The 14,849-nt window shown below is 44.9% G+C and carries 16 protein-coding genes; 8 read left to right on the top strand and 8 right to left on the bottom strand.

Translation table 11 applies throughout. The annotated features are described in order from the left end of the window. Positions 1-31 precede the first annotated feature (31 nt). The 5 genes from surA to apaH are packed head-to-tail and all read left to right on the top strand — an operon-like array spanning position 32 to position 4,385. Entirely contained in the window at positions 32-1,327 is a 1,296-nt protein-coding gene (surA, locus tag AACQ75_RS16045) for a peptidylprolyl isomerase SurA (protein ID WP_094123969.1), read from the top strand. Beyond that, entirely contained in the window at positions 1,317-2,309 is a 993-nt protein-coding gene (gene pdxA, locus AACQ75_RS16040) for a 4-hydroxythreonine-4-phosphate dehydrogenase PdxA (RefSeq protein WP_017050645.1), read from the top strand. The genes surA and pdxA overlap by 11 nt, the downstream gene beginning before the upstream one ends. Positions 2,310-2,322: 13 nt before the next feature. After that, positions 2,323-3,129, top strand: coding sequence for a 16S rRNA (adenine(1518)-N(6)/adenine(1519)-N(6))-dimethyltransferase RsmA (gene rsmA, locus AACQ75_RS16035; protein ID WP_013857835.1), 807 nt, complete (start codon positions 2,323-2,325; stop codon positions 3,127-3,129). A gap of 60 nt (positions 3,130-3,189) precedes the next feature. Beyond that, positions 3,190-3,570 carry a Co2+/Mg2+ efflux protein ApaG gene (gene apaG / locus AACQ75_RS16030; RefSeq protein WP_170889055.1) on the top strand — a complete coding sequence of 127 codons (381 nt, stop codon included), beginning with the start codon at positions 3,190-3,192 and terminating at the stop codon, positions 3,568-3,570. Between the two features lie 11 nt (positions 3,571-3,581). After that, positions 3,582-4,385 carry a bis(5'-nucleosyl)-tetraphosphatase (symmetrical) ApaH gene (apaH, locus tag AACQ75_RS16025; RefSeq protein WP_170889054.1) on the top strand — a complete coding sequence of 268 codons (804 nt, stop codon included), beginning with the start codon at positions 3,582-3,584 and terminating at the stop codon, positions 4,383-4,385. A gap of 64 nt (positions 4,386-4,449) precedes the next feature. Here apaH and folA read toward each other — a convergent pair whose 3' ends face one another. The 6 genes from folA to rplU all read right to left on the bottom strand — a co-directional run bounded on the left by folA (position 4,450) and on the right by rplU (position 8,391). Beyond that, entirely contained in the window at positions 4,450-4,980 is a 531-nt protein-coding gene (gene folA, locus AACQ75_RS16020) for a type 3 dihydrofolate reductase (protein ID WP_373568406.1), read from the bottom strand. Between the two features lie 72 nt (positions 4,981-5,052). Continuing rightward, on the bottom strand, positions 5,053-5,541 hold the full coding sequence (locus tag AACQ75_RS16015; protein WP_013857839.1) for a threonine/serine exporter family protein: 489 nt from the start codon (positions 5,539-5,541) through the stop codon (positions 5,053-5,055). Further along, complete coding sequence (locus AACQ75_RS16010) at positions 5,529-6,290, bottom strand: threonine/serine exporter family protein (protein WP_013857840.1); 762 nt, start codon at positions 6,288-6,290, stop codon at positions 5,529-5,531. Before AACQ75_RS16010 ends, AACQ75_RS16015 begins: the two co-directional genes overlap by 13 nt. Positions 6,291-6,406: 116 nt before the next feature. Next, positions 6,407-7,579 (bottom strand): Obg family GTPase CgtA, encoded by a 1,173-nt coding sequence (cgtA, locus tag AACQ75_RS16005; protein ID WP_010320622.1) that lies wholly within the window; start codon positions 7,577-7,579, stop codon positions 6,407-6,409. A 221-nt stretch (positions 7,580-7,800) separates the two neighbouring features. Beyond that, positions 7,801-8,058, bottom strand: coding sequence for a 50S ribosomal protein L27 (rpmA, locus tag AACQ75_RS16000; protein WP_010320621.1), 258 nt, complete (start codon positions 8,056-8,058; stop codon positions 7,801-7,803). Positions 8,059-8,079: 21 nt separating this feature from the next. Then, on the bottom strand, positions 8,080-8,391 hold the full coding sequence (gene rplU, locus AACQ75_RS15995; RefSeq protein WP_010320620.1) for a 50S ribosomal protein L21: 312 nt from the start codon (positions 8,389-8,391) through the stop codon (positions 8,080-8,082). A 272-nt stretch (positions 8,392-8,663) separates the two neighbouring features. On the opposite strand from rplU, the gene ispB reads away from it, so the two are divergent. Continuing rightward, positions 8,664-9,635: an octaprenyl diphosphate synthase gene (gene ispB / locus AACQ75_RS15990; RefSeq protein ID WP_094128145.1), complete on the top strand. Its 972-nt coding sequence runs from the start codon at positions 8,664-8,666 to the stop codon at positions 9,633-9,635. A gap of 97 nt (positions 9,636-9,732) precedes the next feature. Here ispB and AACQ75_RS15985 read toward each other — a convergent pair whose 3' ends face one another. Then, positions 9,733-11,139, bottom strand: coding sequence for a basic amino acid/polyamine antiporter (locus tag AACQ75_RS15985; RefSeq protein WP_017047085.1), 1,407 nt, complete (start codon positions 11,137-11,139; stop codon positions 9,733-9,735). Between the two features lie 293 nt (positions 11,140-11,432). Next, entirely contained in the window at positions 11,433-12,368 is a 936-nt protein-coding gene (gene mdh / locus AACQ75_RS15980) for a malate dehydrogenase (RefSeq protein ID WP_017043806.1), read from the bottom strand. A gap of 325 nt (positions 12,369-12,693) precedes the next feature. Here mdh and argR point away from each other — a divergent pair, with 325 nt between their 5' ends. Together argR and AACQ75_RS15970 are read left to right on the top strand one after the other, a co-directional pair. Next, positions 12,694-13,167, top strand: a complete 474-nt coding sequence (gene argR / locus AACQ75_RS15975) for a transcriptional regulator ArgR (protein WP_013857844.1) — start codon at positions 12,694-12,696, stop codon at positions 13,165-13,167. Positions 13,168-13,630: 463 nt separating this feature from the next. Next, a complete protein-coding gene (locus AACQ75_RS15970; protein WP_170889053.1) occupies positions 13,631-14,599 on the top strand; it encodes a TAXI family TRAP transporter solute-binding subunit in 969 nt (322 codons plus the stop codon). Positions 14,600-14,849 lie beyond the last annotated feature (250 nt).

The following is a 14,849-nucleotide window of genomic DNA, read 5'->3' as shown; positions in this document are numbered from 1 at the left end:
AAGGCCCTTGCTCATTTTGATAGGACTACAAATGAAATTGTGGAAACACACACTGATTGGATTGATGGCAACATTAAGCCTAAACACCGCATCCGCTACTCCTGTTGAGCTCGATCGCGTCGCCGTCATCGTCAATAGTGGCGTTATTTTACAGAGTGACATTGATGGTGCATTAAAAACCTTGACCATTAATGCAAAGAAAAATGGTCAAACGCTACCCGAAGACACAGTGCTGCGTGAGCAAGTGGTTGAAAAATTGATTATTGATACCATTCAGCAACAAGAAGCACAACGCATTGGCGTTCGCATTGACGATAACCGACTCAGTGACGCTATCGCCGACATCGCGAAAAACAATAATCAAACCCTAGAACAGCTTAACGCTTCTGTTACTGCTGAAGGGCTGACTTATGCCGAATTTCGCGAACAAGTACGTAAAGAAATTGCAGCAAGTGAAGCGCGCAATGCTTTAGTTCGTCGCCGGATCAATATATTACCGGACGAGGTGGACAACTTAGCTAATATTCTTGCGCAAGAAACCAATGCAACGGTGCAATATAAAATCAGCCACATCCAACTGCGTGTTGACGACACTCAAGATAAGGCCGCAGTAGAACAGCAAGCCAAAACCTTAGTCGAAAAACTCAACCAAGGAGCAGATTTCAGCACCATGGCTTACACCTATTCAAAAGGTCCGAAAGCGCTGCAAGGTGGTGATTGGGGCTGGATGCGCAAAGAAGAAATGCCGACAATTTTTGCCGACCAAATCAAAATGCAAAACAAAGGCTCTATTATTGGGCCATTTCGCAGTGGCGTCGGTTTCCACATTCTTAAAATTGATGACGTCAAAGGATTAGAAACCGTCGCGGTCACGGAAGTTAATGCACGCCATATTTTAATCAAACCCACGGTCATTTTAAGCGATGACGGCGTACAAAAAGAGCTACATGACTTCATTCGTCGCATTAAGGCAGGTGAAGCGACCTTTGGTGAATTGGCGCAGCAATACAGCCAAGATCCCGGCTCTGCGGCGCAAAATGGCGAATTGGGTTATCAAACACCTGATCTGTACGTGCCGGAGTTTCAGCATCAAATCGAAACATTATCGGTTGGGCAAATCAGCGAACCCTTTAAAACCGTTCATGGTTGGCATATTGTCGAAGTGCTTGATCGCCGTGAAGTCGACCGCACCGACTCTGCACTGAAAAACAAAGCTTATCGCATTCTTTTTAATCGAAAATTCAATGAAGAAGCCAGCGCATGGCTACAAGAAATGCGTGCCAGTGCCTTTGTAGAAATTATACAGGACAACCAAGATGACAATTAAACGCATCGTGGTTACCGCTGGCGAGCCCGCGGGTATTGGCCCAGATTTGGTGCTGGCCTTATCAAAAGAAGATTGGGCACATCAACTGGTGGTATGCGCGGACAAAAGCTTGCTTGCAGAGCGCGCTAAAGAGCTCAATATTGACGTTATATTGGAAGACTACTCAGTCACCTCTGCACCAAAACCACAGCAAGCGGGACGGTTAGTAGTGGATCATATTCCCCTCGGCGCACCGGTGATAACGGGGAAACTGAATGAAGCCAATGGACATTATGTATTAAATACATTAGAAAGAGCCGCTTTAGGCTGTATGAATGATGAATTTGATGCTATTGTCACCGGCCCTGTGCACAAGGGGGTGATCAACCGAGCTGGCGTTGCATTTAGCGGCCACACTGAATTCTTTGCTGAAAAATCGAATACTCCACTGGTGGTTATGATGCTCGCAACAGAAGGGTTGAGAGTCGCGCTAGTGACAACACATATTCCACTGGCTTATGTATCAAAGGCAGTAACGGTCGAGCGGTTAGAAAAAATCATCACTATTTTGCATAAAGATTTGGTGGAAAAATTTGCCATTGCTCAACCCAAAATTTATGTGTGTGGTTTAAACCCACACGCGGGAGAAGATGGCTGTCTGGGCCGTGAAGAGATAGAAACCATCACTCCAACACTAGAAAAAATTCGTCAGCAAGATGGCATTAATTTGATTGGCCCACTACCAGCCGACACCATCTTCAATGACAAATACTTGCAAGATGCCGATGCTGTTTTAGGCATGTATCACGACCAAGTCCTGCCCGTATTAAAGTACAAAGGCTTTGGTCGTTCAGTAAATATTACTCTTGGTCTACCCTTTATAAGAACATCGGTCGATCATGGCACCGCACTCGAATTGGCAGGGAAAGGGCTTGCGGATACAGGGAGCTTTAGAACAGCACTCGCCTACGCGATTGACTTGGTAGAAAAGAAACCTAATTAATTTCGAGAAAACTATGAGAAATGATGTCCACTTAGGGCACAAAGCGCGTAAACGTTTTGGTCAAAACTTCCTAAACGATCCATACATTATTGATGGCATCGTCTCTGCGATTAACCCTCGTCCGGGACAAAATTTGGTTGAGATCGGCCCCGGTCTTGGAGCGATAACTGAGCCAGTCGGCCGCGAAGTGGATAAATTCACTGTTATTGAGCTAGACCGTGACTTAGCTGAGCGCCTGCGCAACCACCCAGAATTATCGAGTAAATTGACGATTCACGAAGGCGATGCGATGCGCTTTGACTTTACGCAGTTGGTGAAGCCGAATAATAAACTGCGCATTTTCGGCAACTTGCCATACAACATTTCAACGCCATTAATGTTCCACTTATTTGAATTCCATAAAGACATTCAAGATATGCACTTCATGCTGCAAAAAGAAGTGGTCAACCGTTTAGCTGCTGGTCCCGGCAGTAAAGCTTACGGGCGCTTAACGGTTATGACGCAGTATTTCTGCAAAGTGGTTCCTGTGTTAGAAGTTCCGCCAACTGCTTTTGTGCCGCCACCGAAAGTTGATTCAGCCGTGGTGCGTTTGGTGCCTTATGAAGTACTGCCGCATCCAACGACAAACATGAAATGGTTAGAGCGTGTCTGCCGAGATGGTTTTAACCAACGTCGTAAAACCGTACGCAACTGCTACAAAGGTTTGATTGAGGTGGAAACACTAGAAGAACTTGGGGTCAACCCTGGCATGCGCCCGGAAAACCTAACACTTGAGCAGTTTGTTGCTATGGCAAACTGGTTAGACGCTCATCACGCCTAATAATGATTGAGCGATAAACGGCCAATGTCTATCGCTCATCTATAAAAACAAGGAGTTAACATGGATATATCTGAACCTTGTATCAAAATCCAAGTCCATACCCAGTATCTCCCCGAGCAGTCCAATCCCGATTTACACCGCTATATCTTTGCCTATGTGATCACCATCCGTAACCTCAGCAACCAGCAGGTACAGCTGATGAGCCGCCGTTGGTTAATTACCGATGCGAATGGCAAACAGATGTCTGTGGAAGGTGATGGCGTGGTCGGGGAACAACCGATTATCTTGCCCAATGATGAGTACCGCTATAACAGTGGTACGGCGTTGGAAACGCCAGTCGGTGTCATGCAAGGCCACTATATTATGTTAGATGAAATGGGCGCTGAATTTATTGTTGAAATTGAGCCGTTTCGTCTCGCTATTCCTAATGTTTTAAATTAAAAGAGGTAGCCGTGGCGAACTATATTGTCGGCGACATTCAAGGCTGTTTTGATGAACTACAGTGTTTATTGGCTCAAGTGCAATTCCAACCACAACAAGACACACTGTGGGTAGCTGGCGACTTAGTTGCAAGAGGCCCTAAATCTCTAGAAACGCTACGTTTTATCAAACAATTGGGTAGTTCAGCACGCATCGTTCTAGGCAATCACGATCTTCACCTACTGGCCGTCTCGCTGGGCATCCACCCATGTAAACCTCGTGATAAAACCTTACCCATATTACAAGCGAACGATGCAACAGAGCTACTCACTTGGTTGCGCCATCAACCGCTCCTCGCTGAACATGCTGACTTTGTCATGTGCCATGCGGGGATTTCTCCTCTATGGGATCTTGAAACTGCACGTCAAGCAGCAAAAGAAGTCGAAAGTATTTTGCAAAGTGATCGTTGGCGTTGGCTTATCGAGCAGATGTACAGCAACACACCTGATATGTGGAGCTCGAAGCTAGAAGGGATTGATCGCTATCGCTATACCATCAATGCCTATACTCGGATGCGTTTTTGCTTTGCTGATGGGCGTCTTGATATGGCGTGCAAACTTCCCCCTCAAGAAATAAAAGATGAAGAATTGTTACCGTGGTTTGCCCTACCCAAACGCCTTAAACTCGATAAAACAGTCCTATTTGGCCACTGGGCTGCGTTAGAAGGTTACCGCAGCGACGAAGTGATAGGGCTTGATACTGGCTGTGTGTGGGGAGGATGTTTGACCATGCTACGCTGGGAAGATAAACAGTATTTTGTTCAAAAAGCGCTTTAAAATAACTACTCCCAAAAAGCTGGCAACTATCGCCAGCAATATTTGAAAGTAAAAGCACTTCTAACTATTTTTTCTCAAGCACTACAAAATGCATGTCAAACTGGTTTCCGCTATCTTTCTTGTATTTTCGTTGTTCAGCTACTTTCCAATCGGCTCCCCATTCAGGGAATCTAGTGTCACCATTTATATCAGCTTCAATAAATGTCAAATACAATTTTCCAGCTAAGGGGAGAAAAGCTTTATAGATGGACCCACCACCGATGATCATTATTTCATCCACATTGCCAGCGGAACTGATTGCTTCTTCAACAGACGAGACAACTGTAACGCCTTCAATTTCTAGTGATAAATCACGGCTGATTACAATATTATGGCGTTCAGGTAACGGACGACCTATAGACTCATACGTCTTACGCCCCATTACAACGGGTTTACCTAACGTATGTTCTCGAAACCAAGCAAAGTCAGCTGGCAAATGCCAAGGCATCGAATTCTCGTTACCGATAACCCGAGAACTAGCATTAGAAAGATACATATCTTGAGATTTATCTATCTTACCGCCATGGGCCATAGCCGCGATCATGCTAATTAACACGTCAAATATACCTTAGAATTCTTGGAGAAAACGGATTATACCTAATTCCCTTATTAGTACAAACCATTGCCCTTACACTATGGGTTTGCGCCGATAGAATAACAAACCCGGAACCGCAAGGCCAACCGCTAAGCCCGCGATAATAAACATCGCTTTTAAAAAATTATCCATCAGTATCGCCAGCAGCTCTGGCGTAAAACCAAGATGGTTAATTTCAACCATTGCAATCATCGCTTTAAAGGCAAAAACCCCGGGAACCATTGGGATCAAAGCCGCTACCGTAAACACTTTAGGGTGAGCTAAAAATTTACGCGACCAACGCACGCCAATCATTCCAACGATAGTTGCAGCAAAAAAAGTCGCCCACTCAATGGGAATTCCAAATTGCATCATTAAGTAACGTGAGCCATGACCAATCGCACCACCTAACGCACAATATTTTAGGGCTGGTACAGGAACATTAAACACCAAAGCAAAACCAACGGCTGGGATTGCAGCAAAAAACATATCATTGGCTAAACCGAGTAATAAATTCATCCAATCCATCGCTACCACCCCCATACACCCGTCACGCTCATCGCCGCAACGATGCCCAAACTCGTTGCCAACGTAAGCAAACTTGCCATCACAAAACGGGCAATACCCATATTGATATAACCTTTAAGCATATCCGCGACCGCATTAATTAAAGGAAAACCGGGGACTAACATCAGTACAGAAGAAGCCATCACAATGGTTGGTTTATTGCCTAGTTGGTAGATGATAGCTTGCGCTGAAATGATCGAAGTAACAAATGAGGTCACCGTAAAGTTGACGAGCGGATTAAATTGGCGATGCCCAATCTCTTGGCGCACAATCATACCCGCCGCAGAAGCAATGAACGTCATCGTAAACACCGTCCAATCTCCGCCAGCTAAACGAGCAAATGCAGCACAAGAAAGACCAATCATCACCACAACCAACCAACGGTTGTAGCGTTCAGGGCTGATCTGATTGAGTTTTTTCTGCGCAAGGGAATAATCTAAAATCCCTTTTTCCATCATGATGCAGATGCGCTGGACTTGCGTCACTACCCGCATATTGATCCCACGATCAGGACAACGGCGCGCAGTCGTAATGCAATGGCCATCGTAAACCGTGGTTAGCACAAGTGAACTCGCCGAGAGCGATACTTCCACTTCACTCATGCCACACGCAGCTCCCATGCGACGCATAATATCGCCCACAAGTGTACTTTCCGCACCATGAGCCAACAACATTTGCCCAGCTTGGGCGATCAATCGAGAAACAAGCCTCTGTTTGGATGTCATGATTCCTTTCCGAACGTCCTAAAAGCCCAATAGTGTGCCCGAAATTGGGTGCTTTAAATATGATTTAGCTATAAAAAAGCCGCAATAATTATTGCGGCTCAATCCATTCAGGAAAATTAATCACGAACATAGATAACGTGACCGTCATCTTCTTCGTCGTCCCAATCATCCCAGTCATCACCATCTTCAGTGATCACATTTTGGCTGTTCATCTCATCTTTATGGTAATCATCCCACATGAAATCGACTTTCTGAGCTTCACTGAGCTCTTCCTGCTCACGAGGTAACGTTTCCATATAGTCAGCCAACTCACGGCACAAATCCGCCGTACCTTGTTGGTTTACTGCCGAAATTTTGAAGTATCGCCCTTCCCAAGCTAGCGCATCTAAGATCTCTTGGATCTTTTCATCGGCTTCTTCTTCAAGCATCAGATCAACTTTGTTGAATACCAACCAACAAGGTTTTTGCGACACTTTTTCACTGTATTGCTCTAGCTCATCAAAGATGGTCAGCGCATTTTGCGCAGGATCACTTTGATCAATAGGAAGAATGTCGATCATATGCAGCAACACTCGGCAACGTTCTAAGTGCTTTAAGAAGCGAATACCTAAACCAGCACCATCGGCCGCGCCTTCAATCAAGCCCGGAATATCAGCGATCACGAAACTTTTCTCAGGAACCACACTCACGACACCCAAACTTGGGATCAACGTAGTGAAGGGGTAATCAGCGACTTTTGGCTTCGCTGCTGAAACAGAACGAATAAAGGTTGATTTACCCGCATTCGGCAAGCCAAGCATACCCACGTCAGCTAACAATAAAAGCTCAAGGCGTAATTCGCGCACCTCACCTTTTTTACCCATGGTTTTTTGGCGTGGTGCACGGTTAACGGATGACTTAAAGCGAGCATTACCTAAACCATGCCAGCCACCTTTAGCGACCATCACTTTTTTGCCATGCTCTGCAACTTCACCCACAACTTCATTGGTGTGAATGTCAACCGCTCGAGTCCCAACAGGCACCTTCAAAGTAATGTCTTTACCGCGCTTACCTGTACAGTTAGCACCACCACCATTTTGGCCGCGCTCAGCAGCGTAAAAGCGTTGGAATCGGTAATCAACCAAGGTATTTAAGTTTTCATCGGCTTGGATATAAACGTCGCCGCCATCGCCGCCATCGCCGCCATCAGGGCCGCCTTTCGTCACGAATTTTTCACGCCAAAAGCTCACGACACCGTTACCGCCATCACCCGCTTCGACTTTAATTATCGCTTCATCAACGAATTTCATTTGTTACTCCACGCTCTTTGCGTTGCGATATCATTGTCACACAATGATATAAATTCTAGCAGATACACATTCAGGATCGACCGTGATCATCCTTCGTTTTATCCACAATTGGAACACATAAGGAGAAACTCTAGTGATTAGAGTGTCTTCTTTTCTGTTCGGCTGATAAATAAAAAACCCCACCGTAACGGCAGGGCTTTTGAGTTCAGTTAGGTATAAATTTATTCAGCGTCGATGCTAACAAATTTACGGTTTTTAGGACCTTTAACTTCAAATTTCACTTTACCTTCAGTAAGAGCGAAAAGAGTATGGTCTTTACCGATACCAACGTTAGTGCCTGCGTGGAACTTAGTACCACGTTGACGAACGATGATGTTACCTGCAAGAACAGATTCACCACCGAAACGCTTAACACCAAGACGTTTGCTTTCTGAATCGCGGCCGTTACGAGTAGAACCGCCAGCTTTTTTGTGTGCCATTGTTAAACTCTCCTAAATTACTTAAGCGTTGATGCCAGTGATTTTCACTTCAGTGAACCACTGACGGTGGCCTTGTTGTTTACGAGAGTGTTTACGACGACGGAACTTAACGATTTTAACTTTATCGCCACGACCGTGTTGTACTACTTCAGCAGTAATTTTACCGCCTTCAACAAGAGGTGCCCCAACAGTGATTTGCTCACCGTTAGCAACTAGTAGAACTTTATCAAATTCAACAGTTGCACCAGTTTCAACGTCTAATTTCTCTAAACGAAGAGTTTGACCTTCGCTTACACGGTGTTGTTTACCACCAGATTGGAAAACAGCGTACATATTTTACTCCGCTCTTTCCGCACAGCCGTATGCTTTTTATTTGAGCAATTTGGGTGTGCGCTAAACTAATCATCAATAGGGCGCAGATTCTACGCGAATGAGTACCCCAAGACAAGCCATATTTTGAAAAAATTGGCGAAAAGCTAATCGCCAATGAAAAGTGGCGCAATCATGCCTTTAAGCCTTGTATTAATCAACGTTTTTTAGTGTATTATTCGAGAATTATAGAAGAACACAACACCTTATAGGTTCTAACTTCAGCCGGATTAACCATGGATTTTAAAGCTATCCAAACGCTTACTGCCGATGACATGGCAAAAGTGAATGAAACGATTCAAGCTCAGCTCAACTCTGATGTATCTTTAATCAATCAATTAGGATTCTACATCGTCAGCGGAGGTGGGAAACGCCTGCGTCCTTTGCTGGCTATTTTGTCGGCTCGAGCCCTTGGTTATCAAGGTGAAGCGCACACGACTGCCGCTGCATTTATTGAATTCCTCCACACGGCAACCTTGCTGCATGACGACGTTGTCGATGAGTCGGATATGCGCCGTGGCAAGGCAACAGCGAACGCGGCATTTGGCAATGCAGCGAGCGTGTTAGTGGGGGATTTCATCTACACGCGTTCCTTCCAAATGATGACTACACTAGGATCGTTAAGGATCCTTGAGCTGATGAGCGATGCGGTGAACGTTATCGCTGAAGGCGAAGTGCAACAATTGATGAACTGTAATGATCCAAACACTACCGAGGAAAATTACCTACAGGTGATCTACTCGAAAACGGCGCGTTTGTTTGAAGCAGCGACCCAGATTGGTGCGATATTAAGTAACGCTTCTCCTGAAATTGAAACGGCACTACAGAACTATGGTAAGTACCTTGGCACAGCTTTCCAACTCATTGATGACGTGATGGATTACACCTCTGATGGCAGTGAAATGGGCAAAAATGTGGGCGATGATTTAGCGGAAGGCAAACCAACACTTCCTCTATTGTACGCAATGCAGCATGGTACACCCGAACAAAAAGAGATGATCCGTGAGGCCATCGAAAAAGCCAATGGCATGGAACAGCTTGATGAGATTCTAGCGGCAATGAAACAGACAGGCTCGCTTGAATACACAACCAACAAAGCGCTAAAAGAAGCCGATAAAGCGATCAATGAGCTGTCTATCCTGCCAGAAAGTGAATATAAACAAGCACTGATAGCTCTAGCTCATATGGCTGTGAATAGGACAAAGTAGAACAGCAGCTAGCTTGGACGAAGAATCGACCTTTGCCTAGAAATGCACCGCTACAAAAAGAGCCTCAATTGAGGCTCTTTTTGATTCTAAGCGTTATTTAAAACCCGCCTTGCCAAATCATGCCAAATGCAAAAACAGCCACGATCGTTAAAGCACAAGCTCCTAACTTTTCTTTGCCTTGAAAAGGATGAATGCCCTGCTCTCGTTTGGCTTTCATGTAGAAATAGAGCCCAGGTAAGTAGAGTAGCGCGGAGAGCATCAAATAGTGCAAGCCAGAGGCATACAAAAGCCAAATCCCATAAATGGTGGCACAAGAACCTATCACCAGAAGTTTGCCTTTATTCTTCTGTTCAATCGCGATCTTTAACGTAAAGGCGCCGATCAAAAAATAGGGAACAAGGATCATTTCTGAAGCGAAGATCAGCAGCGTATCGTAGGTACTGCCTGCGTACATCACCAGAATCAGTGAGACCTGAATGCAAATATTGGTTAGAGTTAACGCTTTTACTGGGCTCCCCGCTTCGTTTTGCTGGGCGTAGATGGCAGGAAACATCTTATCTCTAGCACATAAAAATGGCGCTTCGGAGGCCAGGACCGTCCAGCTAAGAAAAGCACCGCACACCGAAATAATTAATCCAACACCGATAATGTACTCACCCCAAGGACCAAGAATAGTCGTCAGCACTTTGGCCATTGAAGGGTTCTGATATTGCGCCAATTCAACCGGTTTAATCACGCCCATCGACAATAAGGTGACCAATACATAAATGGTCAACGCCGTAAGCAAACCGAGAATAGTCGCTTTACCGATATCAGCACGGTGGCGAGCGCGGCTTGACACAACAACCGCTCCCTCTATTCCGATGAACACCCATACCGTGATCAACATGGTGCTTTTTATTTGATCCAACAGATCATGGCCAACACCGAAGTGTAAGCCTGTAAAATCCAATGTGAATTTGTCCCAAGAAAAAGCAAAAGCGGCACAAATGATGAACAACACTAGAGGGATCATTTTAGCAAAGGTGGTAATTAGATTAATGAATGCGGCCGTTTGTACTCCTTTTTTGACCAACGCATGCACCAACCAAAGTAATAGCGATGCACTCCCAATGGAAAGCCACGTATTACCCGCCCCAAACATCACGTTATCTGGTGTATCAAACAGCATACCTAAGGTACTAAAAACAATTACCAGATAAGAGACATTAGCCACCATGGCGCTAAACCAGTAACCCCATGCGGAACAAAAACCCGCAAAGTCACCAAATCCTTCTCGAGCAAAACCAAATACGCCACTATTAATATGAGGTTTATGAATGGCAAGTTGTTGAAAAGAGAGCGCGAGAAAGATCATACCAACGCCGGTGATCCCCCAACCGATCATTACCGCCAAAGGGCTGGCGACTGAGGCCATGTTTTGTGGCAGGCTAAAAACACCAGCGCCAATCATTGAACCAATGACCAGTGCTGTCAGTGAGCCCAAACCAAGCTTATTATCCATGGGAACTATCCAGTGAGTGTTTACACATTAGAGGAAGGCGCTATTTTAGAGAACATATTTACCAGACATCAATCCCTATGTGATCGCGGTCACTGAGATAGTGAGTCAATAGTCAAATTCATTGCTAGGGATCAAAAAGTTTGTAAGTTCACGACGAAAATAATGCACTGCTCAGTAAAAAAAACCGCATATTACACAGTTCAAAGCATCATCATACAAAAATATTGGTAAAAACCATAAAAAATACCGCTTGGATGAGCAAGCGGCATTTTTGTATAAGATAAGGTTATTCTTTATTTGGCGAAATCAACACCTAGCTGAATATCACCTTTCAGTGTTGTCAGCATTCCATCTAACGCGGCTTGTTCATAGGCACTCAATGCACCATAGCTCAACACTTCTTCGACACCCTCCTTACCGAGTTTAATCGGTTGTGCAAAGAATGAGGCATGCTCACTACCACCGTCAACGTAGGCACATTCCACAACACCTGGTTCACCTTGTAGTGCTTTGACTAATGATAAGCCAAAACGGCAAGCCGCTTGACCCATTGACAGTGTTGCACTGCCGCCACCCGCCTTCGCTTCCACCACTTCGGTGCCTGCGTTTTGAATGCGCTTAGTTAGTGCTTCCACTTCTTCAGCCGTGAACTCAACCCCTTCAATTTGCGAAAGCAAAGGAAGGATAGTGACGCCTGAGTGGCCGCCAATCACAGGCACAATAATCTCGCTAGGGTTTTTATCTTTTAGCGCCGCGACAAACGTTTCTGAGCGGATCACATCCAACGTTGTCACACCAAATAGCTTACGCTTGTCGTAAACGCCTGCTTTTTTCAAGACTTCCGCTGCAATAGGTACTGTTGTATTGACAGGGTTGGTGATAATGCCCACACAGGCTTTCGGACAGACAACCGCAATCTTTTCAGCCAATGCTTTCACAATGCCAGCGTTAACATTAAACAGATCTGCGCGATCCATACCCGGCTTACGAGCGACACCAGCAGAAACAAGGACTACATCCGCACCTTCAAGCGCAGGTGTTGGATCTTCGCCAGCATAGCCTTTGATCGATACGGGAGTAGGAATGTGGCTTAGATCGGCAGCAACGCCCGGAGTCACCGGTGCGATGTCATACAGCGCCAGATCGGAACCAGCAGGAAGATGGTTTTTAAGTAGAAGTGCTAGGGCTTGACCGATGCCACCAGCGGCACCAATAACAGCTACTTTCATCGTAGTTCTCCTTGAGAATAAATCTCTTATAAATGTTTTTGTGTAGGGTATTTTTAAGCTAGAAAACTATAGCAATCACAATATGATTACAATCAATTAACGCTAGCTTTGCGACCTCGCGCAATTCGCTAAAATCGTGCTACAGCACCGATGGCAATTATGACCTTGTTTATCTTTACCGACAAAGAGTTAAGTTGCCATTCGACCAAAGTTTTACATAAAAGTTTACAGTGACCTTTTAGACACTTTTGGACGATAATTTGGCGATGACTGCATAGCTATGCGAGAATATGCAGCAATAAATGGCTAATCGAAGACGATAACTATGCGCAACAATAATGATAAGCAAGATAATCTGGTTCGTGCTTTTAAAAATCTATTAAAAGAAGAACGTTTTGGATCTCAAGGTGACATTGTCGATGCCCTGCGTAATGAAGGGTTTGATAATATCAACCAATCCAAAGTATCTCGCATGCTGACTAAATTTGGCGCGGTACGCACTCGCAACGCAAAAATGGAGATGGTCTACTGCCTTCCTGCTGAACTCGGTGTACCAACCGTATCAAGTTCACTGCGCGAATTAGTGCTAGATATAGATCACAATGCCGCGCTGGTAGTGATTCATACCGGACCAGGGGCGGCGCAGCTTATTGCTCGGTTACTTGATTCTCTGGGCAAATCAGAAGGCATCTTGGGTGTGGTGGCCGGTGACGATACCATTTTTATCACACCGACACTGAACGTAACGACAAAGCAGCTGTTTGATTCAGTCTGTGATCTGTTTGATTACGCAGGGTAATTTGTCACTAAACGCATTTCATCTCACTCTCTAGTAGAATCACACTGAGTCAAGTCGGCGTGATTCTCTTCACATCTTCAGCAATAAGTTGTCACAGCAGAAAGAGGAATAACTCCTTGATAGGCAAGCTATTGCCATATTTTGGCTCTGACAATGACGCTTATTGATAGCCAATTTCGCTACATTTTTTAACATTCCTGTAATTATGTGTCGATTTTTTGGTATTATTTAGCCACTTTTTCAACATACGGATTGAAAAAGATGCCGTTTCTAGATGAGGAAACTCCCCCGATACCCAAACAACTTGAAGTTGCGGGTAGGCGGCAAGTGAGTCAGTCGTCATAAGCATGGATAATTCTGTGATTGGGGTGAACGAACGTAGCCAACACCACAGCAACTTCAGGTGGGAAGGGTGTAACAACAATTATCTATGGGGTTAATAATGAATAAGGAAGGAAAATTCATGGCATTGAATAAATTGATTAAAGTTGGAATTATTGCAGCAGCGGTCATGGGTACAGGTACGTTAAGCGCACAAGAGTTCATTACGATTGGTACAGGATCCGTCACTGGTGTTTACTACCCGACAGGTGGTGCTATTTGTAAGCTGGTTAATAAAGGGCGTAAAGATCACAACATTCGCTGCTCAGTAGAATCAACGGGCGGATCGATCTACAACGTGAACACGATTCGTGCAGGTGAACTCGATTTCGGTATTGTTCAATCTGACTGGCAGTACCATGGTTATAACGCTACCAGTGAATTTGCCGAGCAAGGCCCGAATAAAAAACTGCGCGCAGTATTTTCCCTTCATACCGAACCTTTTAATATCATTGCCCGCGCGGATTCTGGCATTGAAAACGTGGCTGACTTGAAAGGTAAACGTGTCAACATTGGTAACCCAGGTTCTGGTGACAGGGCCACCATGGCAGTGGTGATGGATGCATTTGGTTGGACCAATGACAGCTTCAAATTGGCTTCTGAGCTCAAAGGCTCTGAGCGCTCTCAAGCATTGTGCGACAATAAAATAGATGCCTTTATTTATATGGTTGGCCATCCAAATGGTTCAATCAAAGAAGCAACGACCTCATGCGATGCAAAACTCGTCTCTGCTACTGGCCCTGAAATTGAAAAAATTGTTGCCAATAACCCTTACTACGCTTACAGCACGATTCCTGCTGGCATGTACCGTGGAACAGATAAAGATGTAACCAGTTTTGGTGTGGCTGCAACCTTGGTATCAAGCACTGATGTGTCCGATGAAGTCGCATACAATTTGGTCAAAGCGGTATTTGAAGATTTTGATACCTTTAAACGTCTTCATCCTGCCTTTGCTAACTTGAAAAAAGAAGACATGGTGAAAGCGGGGATCTCCATTCCTCTTCATCCTGGCGCAGAAAAATACTACAAAGAAATCGGTCTGCTAAAATAATTTCGCATCGCGAAAACCAACAATAGCGATACCGAATCAAAGGAGGCTGAACGTCTCCTTTGATTGCCCTTTCAGTCACGAGCGATATGCCCTTTATCCCTTGGCGTTATGGTCAGCGATGATGGCCTGTCCTCTTACGTTCACAACGACTCTCTGGGCACATTTGGGTTTTAAATGATTTAACAACCCGCCTTTTGTTCTGTTCCGCAATAGCCCACTTCTCATTAGCAGTGAATTGACCCTGTAACCA

This window comes from Vibrio sp. B1-2, from assembly GCF_963888445.1.
Taxonomy (GTDB): Bacteria; Pseudomonadota; Gammaproteobacteria; order Enterobacterales; family Vibrionaceae; genus Vibrio; species Vibrio anguillarum.
This window is presented reverse-complemented; position numbering and strand designations above follow the sequence as displayed.

Excerpts from the sequence above, each read along its gene's own strand:
- AACQ75_RS15970 (WP_170889053.1), top strand. The coding sequence starts at position 13,631 with ATGGCATTGAATAAATTGATTAAAGTTGGAATTATTGCAGCAGCGGTC.
- rsmA (WP_013857835.1), top strand. The coding sequence starts at position 2,323 with ATGAGAAATGATGTCCACTTAGGGCACAAAGCGCGTAAACGTTTTGGT.
- pdxA (WP_017050645.1), top strand. The coding sequence starts at position 1,317 with ATGACAATTAAACGCATCGTGGTTACCGCTGGCGAGCCCGCGGGTATT.
- rplU (WP_010320620.1), bottom strand. The coding sequence starts at position 8,391 with ATGTACGCTGTTTTCCAATCTGGTGGTAAACAACACCGTGTAAGCGAA.
- cgtA (WP_010320622.1), bottom strand. The coding sequence starts at position 7,579 with ATGAAATTCGTTGATGAAGCGATAATTAAAGTCGAAGCGGGTGATGGC.
- AACQ75_RS16015 (WP_013857839.1), bottom strand. The coding sequence starts at position 5,541 with ATGGGGGTGGTAGCGATGGATTGGATGAATTTATTACTCGGTTTAGCC.
- mdh (WP_017043806.1), bottom strand. The coding sequence starts at position 12,368 with ATGAAAGTAGCTGTTATTGGTGCCGCTGGTGGCATCGGTCAAGCCCTA.
- AACQ75_RS16010 (WP_013857840.1), bottom strand. The coding sequence starts at position 6,290 with ATGACATCCAAACAGAGGCTTGTTTCTCGATTGATCGCCCAAGCTGGG.
- apaG (WP_170889055.1), top strand. The coding sequence starts at position 3,190 with ATGGATATATCTGAACCTTGTATCAAAATCCAAGTCCATACCCAGTAT.
- rpmA (WP_010320621.1), bottom strand. The coding sequence starts at position 8,058 with ATGGCACACAAAAAAGCTGGCGGTTCTACTCGTAACGGCCGCGATTCA.
- surA (WP_094123969.1), top strand. The coding sequence starts at position 32 with ATGAAATTGTGGAAACACACACTGATTGGATTGATGGCAACATTAAGC.
- ispB (WP_094128145.1), top strand. The coding sequence starts at position 8,664 with ATGGATTTTAAAGCTATCCAAACGCTTACTGCCGATGACATGGCAAAA.
- argR (WP_013857844.1), top strand. The coding sequence starts at position 12,694 with ATGCGCAACAATAATGATAAGCAAGATAATCTGGTTCGTGCTTTTAAA.
- AACQ75_RS15985 (WP_017047085.1), bottom strand. The coding sequence starts at position 11,139 with ATGGATAATAAGCTTGGTTTGGGCTCACTGACAGCACTGGTCATTGGT.